This is a genomic window from Novosphingobium olei (assembly GCF_037076535.1).
Lineage (GTDB): Bacteria > Pseudomonadota > Alphaproteobacteria > Sphingomonadales > Sphingomonadaceae > Novosphingobium > Novosphingobium olei.
Genome location: NZ_AP029021.1, coordinates 1,955,024 through 1,969,743 on the forward strand (window position 1 = coordinate 1,955,024; position 14,720 = coordinate 1,969,743).

Below are 14,720 nucleotides of genomic sequence, written 5' to 3' on the forward strand. Positions count from 1 at the left end.
AGGCGCGTTACTCGGTCAGATCAGTCCAGGCATCCTTGATGCGTTCGAAGAAGCCCTTGGACTGCGGACATTCTTCGCCGGTCTCGGTTCCCTGGAACTCTCGCAGTAATTCCTTCTGCCGAGCGGAAAGCTTGGTTGGAGTCTCCACCTGGATCTCGACAACAAGATCCCCCTGCCCACGCCCTTGCAGCACGGGCATGCCCGCCCCGCGCTTGCGCAGTTGCTTGCCGGACTGGATGCCGGCGGGAATGTCGATGGCGTGGCGCGCGCCATCCAGGCCGGGAATCTCGATCGAGCCGCCAAGCGCCGCCGTGGTGAAGCTGATCGGCGCGCGGGTCAGCAGCGTGGTGCCGTCCCGCTCGAACACGCGGTGGCGCTTGATATGGAGAAAAATATAGAGATCACCGGCCGGCGCCCCGAATGGCCCCGCCTCCCCCTTGCCCGCTAGGCGGATCCGAGTGCCATTGTCGACACCCGGCGGAATCTGCACCTCCAGCTTCTGCTCGGCATCGACGCGACCTTCGCCGCGGCATTGCCGACAGGGCTTCTCGATCACTTCCCCGCGCCCGTGGCAGTTGGGGCATGGCCGCTCGACCATGAAGAAGCCCTGCTGCGCGCGAACCTTGCCGTGGCCACCGCACAGATTGCAGCGCCGCGCCGAGGTGCCCGGCTGTGCGCCCGTGCCGTCGCACGGATCGCACTTTTGCGAGATCTCCACCTCGATTTCGGCCTGCTTGCCGTGGAAGGCATCTTCGAGCGTGATCTCCATGTCGTAACGCAAGTCCGCGCCACGACGCGGTTGGCTCCGGCCGCCACCAAAGCCACCACCAAAGATGCTCTCGAAAATGTCGCCCAGATCTCCGAAGTCGCCGCCGCCGCCGAAGCCACCGCCGGCACCACCAGCGCCCTGCTGGAACGCAGCATGGCCATAGCGATCATAAGCCGCACGCTTCTGCGGATCGGAGAGGCAGGCGTAGGCTTCGTTGATCTGCTTGAACTTGGCTTCGCTGTCCGCGCAACCCGGGTTCTTGTCCGGGTGGAACTTCATCGCGAGCTTGCGGTAGGCCGACTTGAGCACCTTGTCGTCTGCGGTGCGCTCGACCTCGAGCAGTTCGTAGAAATCAATCTCGGCCGACATTGCGGTTCCTTACATAGACGACCCGCCGCCCACGCTGAAACGCAGACGGCGGGTCGAAATCATCGCAACATCACTTGGTGTCGTCGACTTCCGAGAATTCGGCATCGACCACATCGTCATCCGCCTTCGGCGCTTCGGCACCGGGCGAAGCCTGAGCAGCCTGATCCTTCTCGTAGATCGCCTGACCCATCTTCATCGCCTTGTCGGTCAGCGCCTGGGTCTTGGCGTTCATCTCGTCGGCATTGCCGCTTTCGATGGCAGCCTTGGCTTCGGCGATTGCCGCTTCGATCTCGCCCTTGAGCGCGGCGTCGATCTTGTCGCCGTTCTCTTCAAGCTGGCGCTCGGTCGCGTGGACGAGGCTTTCGGCGTTGTTCTTGGCCTCGGCGGCCTCACGACGCTTCTTGTCCTCTTCGGCAAACTTCTCGGCATCGCGGACCATCTGATCGATGTCCGCGTCCGAAAGACCACCAGACGCCTGGATGCGGATCTGCTGCTCCTTGCCGGTGCCCTTGTCCTTCGCGCTGACGTTCACGATGCCATTGGCGTCGATGTCGAACGTCACTTCGATCTGCGGCACACCGCGACGCGCCGGCGGAATGCCGACGAGATCGAACTGGCCGAGCAGCTTGTTGTCCTGGGCCATTTCTCGCTCGCCTTGGAACACGCGGATGGTCACCGCCTGCTGATTGTCCTCGGCGGTCGAATAGACCTGGCTCTTCTTGGTCGGGATCGTGGTGTTGCGGTCGATCATCTTGGTCATGATGCCGCCCAGCGTTTCGATACCCAGCGAAAGCGGGGTCACGTCGAGCAGCAGCACGTCCTTGACGTCGCCTTGCAGCACGCCGGCCTGGATCGCCGCGCCCATGGCGACGACTTCGTCCGGATTGACGCCGGTGTGCGGATCCTTGCCGAAGAACTCCTTCACCACTTCGCGAACGCGCGGCATGCGGGTCATGCCGCCCACCAGCACCACGTCGTCGATGTCCTTGGCCGAAACGCCGGCGTCGGCCAGCGCCTTCTTGCAAGGCTCAAGCGTGCGCTGGATCAGCCCTGCGACCAGCTTTTCGAGGTCGGCGCGCGTGATCGTTTCGACGAGGTGCAGCGGGGTGGTGCTGCCACCTTCCATGCGCGCGGTGATGAAGGGCAGGTTGATTTCGGTGGTCTGGGCCGACGACAGTTCGATCTTGGCCTTTTCCGCCGCTTCCTTCAGCCGCTGCAGGGCAAGCTTGTCGCCGCGGAGATCCATGTTCTCCTTCGACTTGAACTTGTCCGCCAGGTACTCGACCAGTGCGGTGTCGAAGTCTTCGCCGCCCAGGAAGGTGTCGCCGTTGGTGCTCTTCACCTCGAACACGCCATCGCCGATCTCCAGGATGGAGATGTCGAACGTACCGCCGCCAAGGTCATAGACCGCGATCGTCTTGCCGTCCTGCTTGTCGAGGCCATAGGCCAGCGCCGCCGCGGTCGGCTCGTTGATGATGCGCAGCACTTCCAGACCCGCGATCTGCCCGGCATCCTTGGTCGCCTGGCGCTGCGCGTCGTTGAAGTAGGCAGGCACCGTGATCACCGCCTGCGTGACGGTCTCGCCAAGATAGCTCTCGGCGGTTTCCTTCATCTTCTGCAGGGTGAAGGCCGAAATCTGCGACGGGCTGTAGTCCTGGCCGCCGGCCTTGACCCACGCATCGCCATTCTTCCCCTTCGTGATCGAATAGGGAACCAGCTCGGTGTCCTTCTGGGTCAGCGGATCGTCGAAACGACGGCCGATCAGACGCTTGACCGCAAAAATGGTGTTGTCCGGATTGGTCACCGCCTGGCGCTTTGCCGGCTGACCGATCAGGCGTTCGCCGTCCTTGGTAAAGGCGACGATCGAAGGCGTCGTGCGCGCGCCTTCGGAATTCTCGATGACCTTGGGCGTGCCCCCGTCCATCACCGCGACGCAGCTGTTGGTCGTGCCGAGGTCGATACCGATAACTTTAGCCATGGTTTCCCCAATTCCTTCCAAATGAGACACCGCGAAATCGCTCGCCCCCCTGCCGGGCAGGCGGCGTTGTGCGGCTCCGACGAGGGGCGATATAGGTGCGCTTCGACTTGGCACAAGGCCCTGCCCGCACTAGGTCGGGCACAGTTCAAGGATTGGAGAGAAAACCGATGCGCGCCAACTCTTTCGCCAAGTCGCTCGCGGCCGCGACCGGCATCGCGCTCGTGCTGTCCGGTTGCTCGAAGCAGCCGGGCGAAGCCCCCGAAGCGACCGCGTCGGCCCCTGCCGCGGCAGGGCCGGAAGCCGCACCTGGCATTACTGTTTCCGACGCAGTGGTTCGCCTGCCGGCCGTTTCCGGCAATCCGGGCGTTGCCTATTTCACCATTGCGCAAGGATCTGGCGCACCGCGCAAGATCGCAGCGATCCATGTCGAGGGCGTGGAACGTGCCGAGATGCACGAGAGCACCATGAAAGGCGGTGTTGCCAGCATGGGCGCGGTGACGGAAGTCGCGCTCGAACCGGGCAAGGCGATCCAGTTCGCGCCCGGCGGCTACCACGTCATGCTGTTCGGCACCGCGCCGACGCTCAAGGCTGGCGGCACAACCGAACTGACCGTAACCCTTGACGATGGCGACAAGGTCAGCGTCTCGGCCAAGGTCGAAGGGGTCGGCGGTGGCAGCGACGACATGGGCGGCCATGACATGAAGATGTGATTGGCTAATGCCGAAAGACAGGGCGCTGACGACGAACGAGCGCGCGCTCGTTCGTCACGTTTTCGGGGATGCCATTGCACTCGATCCGGTGCGGCTCAGGCCGCGCCGCTTTTTCCCGTTCCAGCCGCGCAACACCGTGATGGCACCGATGGGGCACATCCATTTCCACCCGGACGGGCCGCACTGGCGCGATGATTTCGCGCTGTCGTCCCTCCCTGCACAAGGGCTCTTCATTCACGAAATGGTGCATGTGTGGCAATCGCAGCAACGGGGGCGATGGTGGCTGCCGCTGGCGCGCCATCCGTTCTGCCGATACGACTACGACTACGTGGCCGGCAAACCGTTCGAGAAGTACGGCATCGAACAGCAGGCCGAAATCGTGCGGCACCTGTTCATGGCAAAAAGCGGCACACCCCAGCAGGGTGCACCGCCCTTGGCCGCGCTGGAAGCGCTGGTGCCGTTTCGCGCCTGATCAGCAGCGGACGCGGTATTCGTAACCGTTCGCATCCCGGCGATAGCAGCGACCGTTCTTCTTGATCAATGAGCCGACGGCGCCGCCGGCTGCCGCGCCGATCGCCGCACCAGTTGCGACGTCGCCACCGGTCGCAGCGCCGATCAGTGCACCGCCTGCGCCGCCAGCCAACGCACCTTCACCGGCGTAATTGCTGGCACATCCGCCGAGCGCCAGCGCACCAGCAAACACCGGAATCAAAAGCTTCGAAGCCATCGTCATTCTCCTCGCAACCCGTTGATGGGACTACGAGGAGAACGCTTGAACGGTTCCCGTAAAGCCCTTGGGGGTCAGTCGGGCTTCTTGGCCACTGCCACCATGGCCGGGCGCAGCAGGCGGTCCTTGATCATGTAGCCTGCCTGCAGTTCCTGGATCACCACGCCCGGCTCGACATCGGCCGAAGGGATTTCGAGCATGGCCTGGTGCTGGTGAGGATCGAGCGGCAGGCCCTTGGCGGCAATGCGCACGATGCCATGGCTACCGAAGACCTTCTCTATCTCGCGGCCGGTCGCTTCGAGGCCCGCGACCAGATTCTTCATCTTGTCGTCCTCGCGCAGATCAGCGGGGATCGAATCCAGCGCGCGCGAAAGGTTGTCAGCCACCGACAGAATGTCACGCGCGAAAGACGTCGCAGCATAGGCGCGCGTGTCGGCGATATCCTTTTCCATTCGGCGGCGCAGGTTTTGCGTCTCTGCCTTGGCATAGAGCACGTCCTGCTTGGCGGCTTCGAGTTCGGCCTTCACGGCCTCAAGCTCGCTGGCCGACGCCTGTTCGTCGTTCGCGCCAAGCACCAGTTCCTCTGGCACGCCTTCCAGTTCGGCCTTGGCTTCGGCATCCTGCGGGCGCGTCTCGTTCTCGGTCATTTTCTGGAAAATCCGTCCTGTGCGATGAGTTTGCTCAAGCTCTGAGCCGTGAAATCCACCATGGGGACAACCCGGGCATAATTCAACCGCGTCGGGCCGATTACCCCCACCACGCCGACAACGCGCCCGTCGCAGTCGCGCCACGGCGACGCGATGACCGACGAGCCGGAAAGCGAGAAAAGGCGGTTCTCGCTGCCAATGAAAATGCGCGCGCTTTCCGCTTCGCGCGCCGCATCCAGAACGCCTGCGATGGCTTCGGCACCTTCCAGTTCTTCCAGAAGCAAACGCACGCGCTCGATGTCATGTAGCGCCGCCTCATCGAGCAGGTTGGCCTGTCCTCGCACCACCAACACAGGACGCTGCGCCGCATCGATCGACCACACTGCAAGGCCGCGCTGGACAAGATCAGCGCTCACCGCATCAAGCGCGGAGCGCCCACCGGCAATTTCGGCACGGATCATCGCCACCGCCTCGGCCAGAGTGCGGCCGGCGAGTCGGCTCGTCAGGTAATTCGATGCCTGTTCCAGCGTGCCAGCGCCTGCCATCGCCGGCAGATCGAGGACGCGGTTTTCAACGCTGCCATCTTCGGCGACCATCACTGCAAGGGCGCGCGCCGGGCCGAGCGGCACGAACGAGAGCTGCACCAGCCGCGCCTCGCGCCGGGGTACCATGATGACCCCCGCCCCGGCAGAAAGCTCTGACAAGGCCGACGAGGCTGCGGCGAGCGCGGCCTCGATCGTCCCGCCGCTGGCAAGGCCGCGTTCGATCTGCTCGCGTTCGGCCATCGAAGGCTCAGCAACCTGCATTATGCCGTCCACGAACAGGCGCAGGCCGATTTCGGTCGGCATGCGTCCGGCGCTGGTATGCGGTGCCGCCAGCAACCCTGCATCCTGCAATTCCTGGAGCACCGAGCGGATCGAGGCCGGCGAGAGATTTACCGCACCCGAGCCAGCCAGCGTCTTCGAGCCGACTGGCAAGCCACTCGCAATGTAGCCTTCGACCACCAGCCGGAAGATGTCCCGCGCGCGCGCCGAGAGCTCTGAAAGCGTCGCCCCTGTCATGGCCGATCCGGCACGGGTACGACCATGGGCACGAACCGATCGAGCGCCTGTCCGATCGGTCTTACGGTCTCGAAGAAGCCCTTTGGCATTGCAGCGCATGAATCTGAATAGGTCGCGGTCCAGGTCTGCCCATTTTCGCGCCAGCGCAGCCGGGTGTAAATCGGGTCCTTGTCCGCAGGCTTGCATCCCTCGCCCGGCTCGGCAGCTTTGCGGAAGCGGGCGAATTGCGAGCGGGCGCGCTCGAACAGCCCGGCCTCGGTCGGGAAGCGGGTCCGATCTGGCTCCGCTTCCGGATGGGTAAGCGCGTTGCGCGTCACCCGTTCGCCCGTAGCGTCGGCATTGATCGCGAACGCATCCCAACTGCCCGGTGTGCCCACCTCGACCCACACGCTGTCCGGTGCAACGCTTGGCTCGGCAACGGTCGCCGCTGCAAGAAGAGTGGACAGGAAGGGAATCGGCATACCCCACATGTAGCGATCCTCTTGTCCTACTCAACATGGCGCGCAGAAGCGTGCGCCGCTCTGGCTTTCGCCCGGCTTCGCGGCTAAGCGCTCGCGCTGACCAGAATGGACAAGGACATGATCATGCGACCCTCCGGCCGTGCAGCCGATGAAATGCGCGCCATCTCGATCGAAACCGGCTTCACCAAGCACGCCGAAGGCTCGGTCCTGATCGGCTTCGGTGACACCAAGGTGCTCGTCACCGCGTCGATCGAAGAACGCGTGCCGCCGTTCCTGCGCGGCAAGGGCGAAGGCTGGGTCACGGCGGAATATTCGATGCTTCCCCGCGCCACCCACACGCGCGGCAGCCGTGAAGCCGCCAAGGGCAAGCAGTCGGGCCGCACGCAGGAAATCCAGCGCCTGATCGGACGTTCCTTGCGCGCCGTGACCGACCTCAAGAAGCTCGGCGAGCGCCAGATCACGCTCGATTGCGACGTGATCCAGGCCGATGGCGGCACGCGCACCGCATCGATTTCGGGCGCATGGGTCGCCCTGCGCCTTGCGGTGCAGAAGCTGCTGGACAGCGGCGCGATCAAGGAGGATCCGCTCACCCGCAAGGTCGCCGCGATCTCGTGCGGCATCCACCAGGGCACGCCGGTCCTCGACCTCGACTACATCGAGGACTCGTCGGCCGATGCCGATGCGAACTTCGTCCTTATCGAGGGCGGCCACATCGCCGAAGTGCAGGCGACGGCCGAAGGCGCCACCTATGACGAGGAAGGCCTGCTTCGCCTGCTCCGCCTTGCCCGGATGGGTTGCACCGAAATTTTCGCCGCCCAGGAAAAGGCCGTGTCACGGTGAACAAGCTGACCCCCGGCAAGCTCGTCATCGCCACGCACAACAAGGGCAAGCTCAGGGAAATTCAGGCCCTGCTCGCGCCCTATGGCATGGAATGCCTCGCTGCCGGGGACCTCGGCCTGCCCGAACCGGCTGAGACCGGCACGACCTTTGCCGAAAACGCCCTGATCAAGGCGCATGCGGCTGCGCAAGCGGCGCATCTTCCTGCGCTCGCCGACGATTCAGGCCTCTGCGTCGTCGCGCTCGATGGCGCGCCGGGCGTCTATACCGCCGACTGGGCCGAAGCCGCACCTTACGAAGGCGGGCCGGGACGAGACTGGTACATGGCCATGGGCAAGGTCGAGGGGAAGATTGCCGAGAAGGGGCCGTCCACGCCCCGCGATTGCTGGTTCGCCTGCACGCTTGCCATTGCCTGGCCAGACGGGTCGGAAGCGGTCTACGAAGGCCGCGCTCCGGGAACGCTGACCTGGCCGCCGCGCGGCACGATGGGTTTCGGATACGATCCGGTATTCGTGCCGGTTGGCGACACGCGCACCTTTGCAGAGCTTGCTCCGGCTGAAAAGCATGCCATCAGCCACCGCGCGGATGCGTTTGCCAAGCTGGTTGCCGCCCAGTTCGAATAAGCGATGTCGCTGGCACTTTATCTGCACTGGCCCTTCTGCCTCAGAAAGTGCCCCTACTGCGACTTCAACAGTCATGTCCGCGACAGGTTCGATCCGTCCGCCTGGGAACAGGCCCTGCTGGCCGATCTGGCGTTCGAAGCCGAACTGACCGGCGGCCGGGAGATCAGCTCGATCTTCTTCGGCGGCGGCACGCCGTCGCTGATGCCCCCTGCACTCGTCGCCCGCATCATCGATCAGGCGGCGAAACTTTGGCGCTTTGCCGATGACATTGAAGTCACGCTGGAGGCCAACCCGTCTTCGGTCGAGGCGAGCAGGTTTGCCGATCTGGCCTTGGCGGGGGTCAACCGCGTCTCGCTTGGCCTGCAGGCGCTCGACGATCAGACGCTGAAGTTTCTTGGCCGCCTGCACTCGGTTGCGGAAAGCCTGGACGCGCTGGCAATCGCACAGTCGCATTTCTCGCGCGTCAGTTTCGATCTGATCTACGCGCGCCCGGGTCAGACGCCGGAATCGTGGCAGGCGGAGCTGACGCAGGCCTTGTCGTACGGAACCGGCCATCTCTCGCTCTACCAGTTGACGATCGAACCGGGGACCCAGTTCGCGACACTGGTTCGTCAGGGAAAGCTCGTTCCGCAGGACGATGACGCGGCGGCAGAGCTTTTCGCCCTCACGCGAGAGATGACCGCTGCGGCCGGCCTCCCGGCCTACGAGATCAGCAACCACGCACGGCCGGGGGAAGAGAGCCGCCACAACCTCACCTACTGGCGCTATGGCGATTACATCGGCGTTGGCCCGGGCGCGCATGGCCGCCGGCTGGGGGTTGCGACGGTGCGGCACAAGAAGCCCGAGAACTTCCTCAAGGCAGTAGAGGAACAAGGCCAGGGGCTTTGCGAAACGCGCGCGCTGGGCCAGCGCGAACAGGCTGCCGAAGCGGTGATGATGGGCCTGCGTCTCGCCGAAGGCATCCGCCCGGCCGCGCTCGCTGGGCGTTTCGGTTTGACGCAAGACCAGTTGATAGTCCCGGCGAAAAGGCGCTTCTATCGCGAAATGGGCTACCTGGAAGAAGCAGACGCTGGCACCGACGCGCACGTCATGCGCGTGACGGAGCGGGGCATGGCCGTTCTCGACGGGCTGCTGGGTGAACTCGTGCCCGAAGAACTCGTCGCGTGATCGACCGGGGCGACATGCTCCGCATCTGGCACGACCATCTTTCCCACGCGCGTCGCCGCTCGCCCCACACGGTACGCGCCTACCACGCCACTGCTGCGCGCCTGCTCGATGCCCTGCCGGAAGGCCAGACGTGGTCTTCGCTTGCTCGCCTGGAAGCCCCGACGCTGCGCGCGCAGCTCGCGGCGCGGCGGGGTGAAGGGATCGGCAATGTCTCGGCCGCGCGCGAACTGTCGGCGCTCAAGGCCTTCCTAGCTTTTGCACGTGTTCAGGCCGGCGAACCCGAGGCACGGGCTCCACGCATGCGCGGGCCCCGCGTGAAGAAGGGGCTTCCCCGCCCGGTCACGCCCGACGACGCAGTCAATCTCGCGGCCACCGTGTCCGAAGACGCGGCCGAGGAATGGATCGCCGCGCGCGATCGCGCTGTCCTTCTGCTGCTCTATGGCGCGGGCCTGCGCATTGCCGAGGCCTTGTCGCTGCCCGCCGGGGTGCTGCCGCTGGGCGAAACGCTGCTGGTCAAAGGCAAGGGCGGGCGCGAGCGGATCGTTCCGATTCTGCCGATCGTGCGCGATTCGGTTGCGGATTATGCGGCGAAAGTTCCTTATCTTCTCGCAAAGGACGAATTGCTTTTTCGCGGGGCCAAGGGCGGGCCGCTGGCGCAGGCGATGATCCAGCGGGCGGTGGCCCGCGCCCGCGTCGCGCTGGGCCTGCCCCCGACGGCGACACCGCATGCCCTGCGCCATTCGTTCGCGACCCATCTGCTTGGCGCGGGAGCCGACCTGCGTTCGCTGCAGGAACTACTCGGCCACGCGAGCCTGTCGTCCACGCAGATCTATACCAAAGTGGACGCGGCAACCCTGCTCGACGTCTACCGCAGCGCCCATCCCCGGGCGTGACCGCCTAACGCGCTACCGCAACGCGCGGCAGCCGCAGCGTTGTCAGCAGCCCGCCCAGATCCTCGCTCTCGCCCAGATCGACCGAACCGCCATAGAGCTCGGCCACGTCGCGCACGATGGCAAGGCCAAGCCCGGTGCCCGGCTTGCCGGTGTCGAGCCGGGCGCCCCGATCGAAGATCCGCTCGCGCGCTTCCTCGGGAATGCCCATCCCATCGTCCTCGACCCAGATGTCGCAATACTTGGGATCGAGCGGCGATGCATCGACGGTAATGAACACCGAGCCACCACCGTACTTGGCGGCATTCTCGATCAGGTTGCCGAGAATTTCGTCAAGGTCCTGCCGCTCGATCGCGACCAGCGCTTCCTTGTTGCCGTCCATGTCGAACCGCACCTTGGGATAGAGCCGCGACACCGCGCGCTCGACCGCCTCGACGCTTTCCCACACTGTCGCGCGCGAGAGCCCGGTCGCCCGGCGCCCGACAGCCCGCGCGCGCGCCAGATGGTGATCGACCTGCCGCCGCATCACCGCCGCTTCACGGATGACCGTGTCGGCAAGGTCGTCCGCCTTTGCCGTGGCAGCGTTCATCACCACCGTAAGCGGCGTCTTCAGCGCGTGAGCGAGGTTCCCGGCATGGGTGCGCGCTTCTTCGGCCTGGCGCTCGGAGTGTTCCAGCAGCCCGTTCAATTCGACGACGAGCGGCTGCACCTCGAGCGGCAGCGGCTCATCCACTCGCGCCGCACCGCCTTCTCGCATGCGCTGGATGGCCCGGCGCACGCGGCGCAGGGGCGAAAGGCCATAGTATGTCTGGAGCGATGCCATACCGATCAGGCCCAGCCCAAGGACCACGAAGGACCACACAAGGATCGACCGGATGCGGCGGATCTGCGCGTCGATTTCGCCCCGGCTAGCCGCCACAGAAAACTGCCACAGCGTATTGCTACCGGGCAGGATCACGCTGCGTTCGATCACCCGCAGCCGCTCGCCTTCGAACTGGTCGGAATCGTAGACGTGCGGCTCGGTATCGAAATGGTCATTGCGCAGCTTGAGCGTGCGATCCCATAACGAGCGGGAGGGAAAGTCTTCGTGCCCCTGCCCTGAAATCTGCCAATACAGGCCAGAGTTTGGTTCAAGAAAGCGCTGGTCCCCCAAGGGCCGGTTGAAGAACACCTCCCCGTCCGGCCCGATTTCAGCCGACGCGACCATTGCGGTCAGCATATAGCCGAGCTGTTCGTCGAAATTGCGCACGACAAGGCCCGACAGCGTCCGGTCGAGCGCGATACCACCGCCAAGCAGCAGCACCGTGATCCACGCGAACGCGATCAGCAACATGCGCCGCGCCAGCGATCCCGTGTGCGGCGCGCGCGCAGGCACCTCCGGCATGGTCTCCACAGTCTGCGCCGGGGGCGTCGTCATGGCTGGGGCGTGCTGGCGCGCGGGCCCTTACCCGCGCGGCTGTGCCGGATCGTCGAGGCTGTAGCCCAGCCCGCGGATGGTGGTGATGACGTCCGGCCCCAGCTTCTTGCGGATGCGCGTGACGAACACTTCGATGGTGTTCGAATCGCGGTCGAAGTCCTGGTCGTAGATATGCTCGATCAGCTCGGTGCGGCTGACCACCTTGCCCTTGTGATGCAGCAGATAGGACAGCAGCTTGTATTCCTGCGCCGTCAGCTTGACCGGCTCGCCATTCAGCGTGACGCGTCCCGAACGCGTGTCAAGCCGCACGTCGCCTGCGATCAGCTCGCTGGAGCTATTGCCCGAAGCGCGACGGATCAGCGCGCGCAGGCGGGCGATCAGTTCCTCGGTCTGGAACGGCTTGGCGAGGTAATCGTCGGCGCCGGCATCGAGGCCCGCCACCTTGTCCGACCAGCTGTCGCGCGCGGTCAGCACGAGCACGGGGAACTTGCGGCCTTCCTTGCGCCACATGCCGAGCACGGTCAGGCCATCGATCTCGGGAAGGCCAAGGTCGAGGATAACCGCGTCGTATTCCTCGGTGGAGCCCATGAAGTGGCCGTCTTCGCCATCGACGGAAAGATCGACGGCATAGCCGTTCTGTTCGAGCGTGGTCTTCAGCTGACGTCCGAGAGTCGGTTCGTCCTCGACGATCAGGATACGCATTCGCGGCTGCCCCTTCTTGCGCTGCGCTCCATAGGCGGAGCTTTCAGCGCCAAACGTTGTCAGGCGCTAGATGGTCCCAAGAACCTGAACGGTCAAGAAACAGGCCGAAAAGCCAGCGTTCAGCGGGATTCGCCGAGAACCCTGCCGGTCCGGGCATCGACATCGACGAAAACCACCCTGCCATCGCGGATGAATTTGAGGCGATAGGCCATCGCCGCCGGATCGTATTCGGGGCCAAGGTACTGCATCCCCTGCTTCGTCGGGAGGACGCGGCGTTCAATGTCGCGCAGGGACTGGACATTGCCGGCGCGCAGGTCGCGGCGGGCCTCGTCCTGCTCGCCGCGAGGTTCGGCGTGAACGGGGACGAGCGGCGCAAGCGCCAGCGCGGCGACAGCCGCGAGCAGGGGAGTTTTCCGATGCATGATGCTGGAATGCCTAGCCCGGGGGCATTGAACAAGCTCTGAATGCCACCGTTCGGCGAGGTTCATTCAACCGGTGGCGCGATTGCATCACTTCGCGCAGCCCGCTAGGCGCAATGGCTATGGCAGCAGCACCGATCCTCAGCTGGGAAGGCCTTGGCCTCAACCAGGGCACCAGCTGGCTTTTCCGCGATATCGACATCCACATCGGCCCGCGCGACCGCCTCGCCCTGATCGGTCGCAATGGCGCCGGCAAATCCACGCTGCTCAAGCTGATCGGCGGGCAGATCGAAGGCGACAAGGGCAAGCGCTCGATCCAGCCGGGCGTCAAGGTCGTCACGCTGGAACAGGACCCCTTCTTCACCGGCTTCGACACGCTGATGGACTTCGCGCTTGCCGGAAGCGATGCGCCGGAACGGCACGAGGTGGAGGCGATCGCCGGGCAGCTCGGCATCGACATGAGCCGCAAGGCGCAAAGCGCCAGCGGCGGCGAACGGCGCCGCGCCGCACTCGCCCGCGCGCTGGCCCAGGATCCCGACCTGCTGCTGCTCGACGAGCCGACCAACCACCTCGACCTTGCCGCGATCGACTGGCTGGAAGACTGGCTGCAGCGGTACAAGGGCGCGTTCGTCGTCATCAGCCACGACCGCACCTTCCTCGAACGCCTGACGCGCGCGACGCTGTGGCTCGACCGGGGATCGCTGCGCCGCAAGGAGATCGGCTTCGGCGGCTATGAAGCCTGGATGGAGCAGGTCTACGCCGAGGAGGCGCGCGCGGCCGACAAGCTCGACGCCAAGCTGAAGATCGAAGCGCACTGGCTGGAACGCGGCGTCACGGCGCGACGCAAGCGCAACATGGGCCGGCTCGAAAAGCTCTACGAGATGCGCGCCACCCGCGCGGCGATGCTCAATCCGCAAGGCACCGCCAAGCTGGCCCTGGGCACCGATGACGAGGCCAAGAGCAAGGCGGTGATCGTCGCCGAAAACGTATCGAAGAAGTTCGGCGCCAAGGGACATGAGCGCACGATCATCAAGGACTTCACGCTGCGCATTACCCGCAAAGACCGCATCGGCGTGGTCGGCGCGAACGGTGCGGGCAAGACCACGCTGCTCAAGCTGCTGACCGGCGAACTTGCGCCCGATACGGGCACGGTCACGCTAGCCAAGACGCTTTCGGGCGTGATGATCGACCAGCAGCGCAGCCTGATGGCGCCAGACAAGCGGGTGCGTGACGTGCTGGCCGAAGGCAGCGACTGGATCGACGTGCGGGGCACGCGCAAGCACATCCAGGGCTATCTCAAGGAATTCCTGTTCGATCCGGGCTTGGTCGAAGCCCGCGTGGGCACGCTGTCGGGCGGTGAACGCTCGCGCCTGCTGCTCGCCCGCGAATTCGCGCGCCTGTCGAACCTGCTGGTGCTCGACGAGCCGACCAACGATCTCGATCTCGAAACGCTCGACCTGCTGCAGGAAGTCATTGCCGATTACGAAGGCACCGTACTGATCGTCAGCCATGACCGCGACTTCCTCGATCGCACGGTGACGATCACGCTGGGCCTCGATGGTTCGGGCAAGGTGGATATCGTGGCGGGCGGCTACGCCGACTGGGAAAAGATTCGCAAGAGCCGAGAGGCTGGCAAGCCGGTGGCGCGGAATGGCGGCGGCGCGAGCGAAGCCGCCGCGCCCCCTCCCCCGCCGCCCGCCAAAAAGGGCAAGCTTTCGTACAAGGACCAGCGCGACTACGAACTGCTGCCCACGCGGATCGAGGAGCTCGACGCGGCGATTGCGCGTGGCGAAGCCCAGCTCGCCGATCCCGACCTCTATGCCAAGGACCCGAAGAAGTTCGATGCGCTGATGGCCGCACTCGAAAAGGTCCGCGCGGACAAGGACGCCGCGGAAGAGCGCTGGCTGGAACTCGCCGAGATGGTCGAAGGCTGAAAGCGGCCC

Annotated in this window: 16 protein-coding genes; 7 read left to right on the forward strand and 9 right to left on the reverse strand. The window is 65.0% G+C overall.

Features of this window, described 5'->3' with window-relative positions; translation table 11 throughout:
• Positions 1 to 7: 7 nt before the first annotated feature.
• Both dnaJ and dnaK read right to left on the reverse strand, forming a co-directional pair.
• A complete protein-coding gene (dnaJ, locus tag AACH40_RS09190; RefSeq protein ID WP_169493478.1) occupies positions 8 to 1,138 on the reverse strand; it encodes a molecular chaperone DnaJ in 1,131 nt (376 codons plus the stop codon).
• 70 nt (positions 1,139 to 1,208) lie between these two features.
• Positions 1,209 to 3,116, reverse strand: coding sequence for a molecular chaperone DnaK (dnaK, locus tag AACH40_RS09195; protein WP_169493479.1), 1,908 nt, complete (start codon positions 3,114 to 3,116; stop codon positions 1,209 to 1,211).
• 167 nt (positions 3,117 to 3,283) lie between these two features.
• Here dnaK and AACH40_RS09200 point away from each other — a divergent pair, with 167 nt between their 5' ends.
• On the forward strand, positions 3,284 to 3,826 hold the full coding sequence (locus AACH40_RS09200) for a copper chaperone PCu(A)C (protein ID WP_338645837.1): 543 nt from the start codon (positions 3,284 to 3,286) through the stop codon (positions 3,824 to 3,826).
• Between the two features lie 7 nt (positions 3,827 to 3,833).
• Positions 3,834 to 4,298 carry a vgr related protein gene (locus tag AACH40_RS09205; RefSeq protein ID WP_338645839.1) on the forward strand — a complete coding sequence of 155 codons (465 nt, stop codon included), beginning with the start codon at positions 3,834 to 3,836 and terminating at the stop codon, positions 4,296 to 4,298.
• Here AACH40_RS09205 and AACH40_RS09210 read toward each other — a convergent pair whose 3' ends face one another.
• From AACH40_RS09210 to AACH40_RS09225, 4 genes are all read right to left on the reverse strand, one after another.
• A complete protein-coding gene (locus AACH40_RS09210; protein WP_169493482.1) occupies positions 4,299 to 4,553 on the reverse strand; it encodes a glycine zipper domain-containing protein in 255 nt (84 codons plus the stop codon).
• A 74-nt stretch (positions 4,554 to 4,627) separates the two neighbouring features.
• Positions 4,628 to 5,200: a nucleotide exchange factor GrpE gene (locus AACH40_RS09215; protein ID WP_169493483.1), complete on the reverse strand. Its 573-nt coding sequence runs from the start codon at positions 5,198 to 5,200 to the stop codon at positions 4,628 to 4,630.
• Positions 5,197 to 6,261: a heat-inducible transcriptional repressor HrcA gene (hrcA, locus tag AACH40_RS09220; protein ID WP_338646020.1), complete on the reverse strand. Its 1,065-nt coding sequence runs from the start codon at positions 6,259 to 6,261 to the stop codon at positions 5,197 to 5,199. Before hrcA ends, AACH40_RS09215 begins: the two co-directional genes overlap by 4 nt.
• The gene (locus AACH40_RS09225) at positions 6,258 to 6,731 is read right to left on the reverse strand and encodes a hypothetical protein (protein ID WP_338645849.1); all 474 of its coding nucleotides are present in this window, start codon (positions 6,729 to 6,731) and stop codon (positions 6,258 to 6,260) included. The genes hrcA and AACH40_RS09225 overlap by 4 nt, the downstream gene beginning before the upstream one ends.
• Positions 6,732 to 6,845: 114 nt before the next feature.
• Between AACH40_RS09225 and rph the strand changes: the two genes are divergently transcribed.
• From rph to AACH40_RS09245, 4 genes are read left to right on the forward strand one after another with little or no spacing between them, the layout of a single operon-like run.
• On the forward strand, positions 6,846 to 7,562 hold the full coding sequence (gene rph, locus AACH40_RS09230) for a ribonuclease PH (protein ID WP_169493648.1): 717 nt from the start codon (positions 6,846 to 6,848) through the stop codon (positions 7,560 to 7,562).
• Positions 7,559 to 8,182, forward strand: coding sequence for an RdgB/HAM1 family non-canonical purine NTP pyrophosphatase (gene rdgB / locus AACH40_RS09235; protein ID WP_338645851.1), 624 nt, complete (start codon positions 7,559 to 7,561; stop codon positions 8,180 to 8,182). The genes rph and rdgB overlap by 4 nt, the downstream gene beginning before the upstream one ends.
• Before the next feature lie 3 nt (positions 8,183 to 8,185).
• Positions 8,186 to 9,349 carry a radical SAM family heme chaperone HemW gene (gene hemW, locus AACH40_RS09240; RefSeq protein ID WP_338645853.1) on the forward strand — a complete coding sequence of 388 codons (1,164 nt, stop codon included), beginning with the start codon at positions 8,186 to 8,188 and terminating at the stop codon, positions 9,347 to 9,349.
• 14 nt (positions 9,350 to 9,363) lie between these two features.
• Positions 9,364 to 10,242, forward strand: coding sequence for a tyrosine recombinase XerC (locus tag AACH40_RS09245; RefSeq protein ID WP_422394905.1), 879 nt, complete (start codon positions 9,364 to 9,366; stop codon positions 10,240 to 10,242).
• 4 nt (positions 10,243 to 10,246) lie between these two features.
• Here the strand turns inward: AACH40_RS09245 and AACH40_RS09250 are convergent, their stop codons facing one another.
• The 3 genes from AACH40_RS09250 to AACH40_RS09260 all read right to left on the reverse strand — a co-directional run bounded on the left by AACH40_RS09250 (position 10,247) and on the right by AACH40_RS09260 (position 12,780).
• Entirely contained in the window at positions 10,247 to 11,656 is a 1,410-nt protein-coding gene (locus AACH40_RS09250) for a sensor histidine kinase (RefSeq protein WP_422394894.1), read from the reverse strand.
• 27 nt (positions 11,657 to 11,683) lie between these two features.
• Positions 11,684 to 12,358, reverse strand: coding sequence for a response regulator transcription factor (locus AACH40_RS09255; RefSeq protein ID WP_169493488.1), 675 nt, complete (start codon positions 12,356 to 12,358; stop codon positions 11,684 to 11,686).
• A gap of 119 nt (positions 12,359 to 12,477) precedes the next feature.
• Complete coding sequence (locus tag AACH40_RS09260) at positions 12,478 to 12,780, reverse strand: PepSY domain-containing protein (protein WP_169493489.1); 303 nt, start codon at positions 12,778 to 12,780, stop codon at positions 12,478 to 12,480.
• Between the two features lie 119 nt (positions 12,781 to 12,899).
• Between AACH40_RS09260 and AACH40_RS09265 the strand changes: the two genes are divergently transcribed.
• A complete protein-coding gene (locus AACH40_RS09265; RefSeq protein ID WP_338645856.1) occupies positions 12,900 to 14,711 on the forward strand; it encodes an ABC-F family ATP-binding cassette domain-containing protein in 1,812 nt (603 codons plus the stop codon).
• Positions 14,712 to 14,720 lie beyond the last annotated feature (9 nt).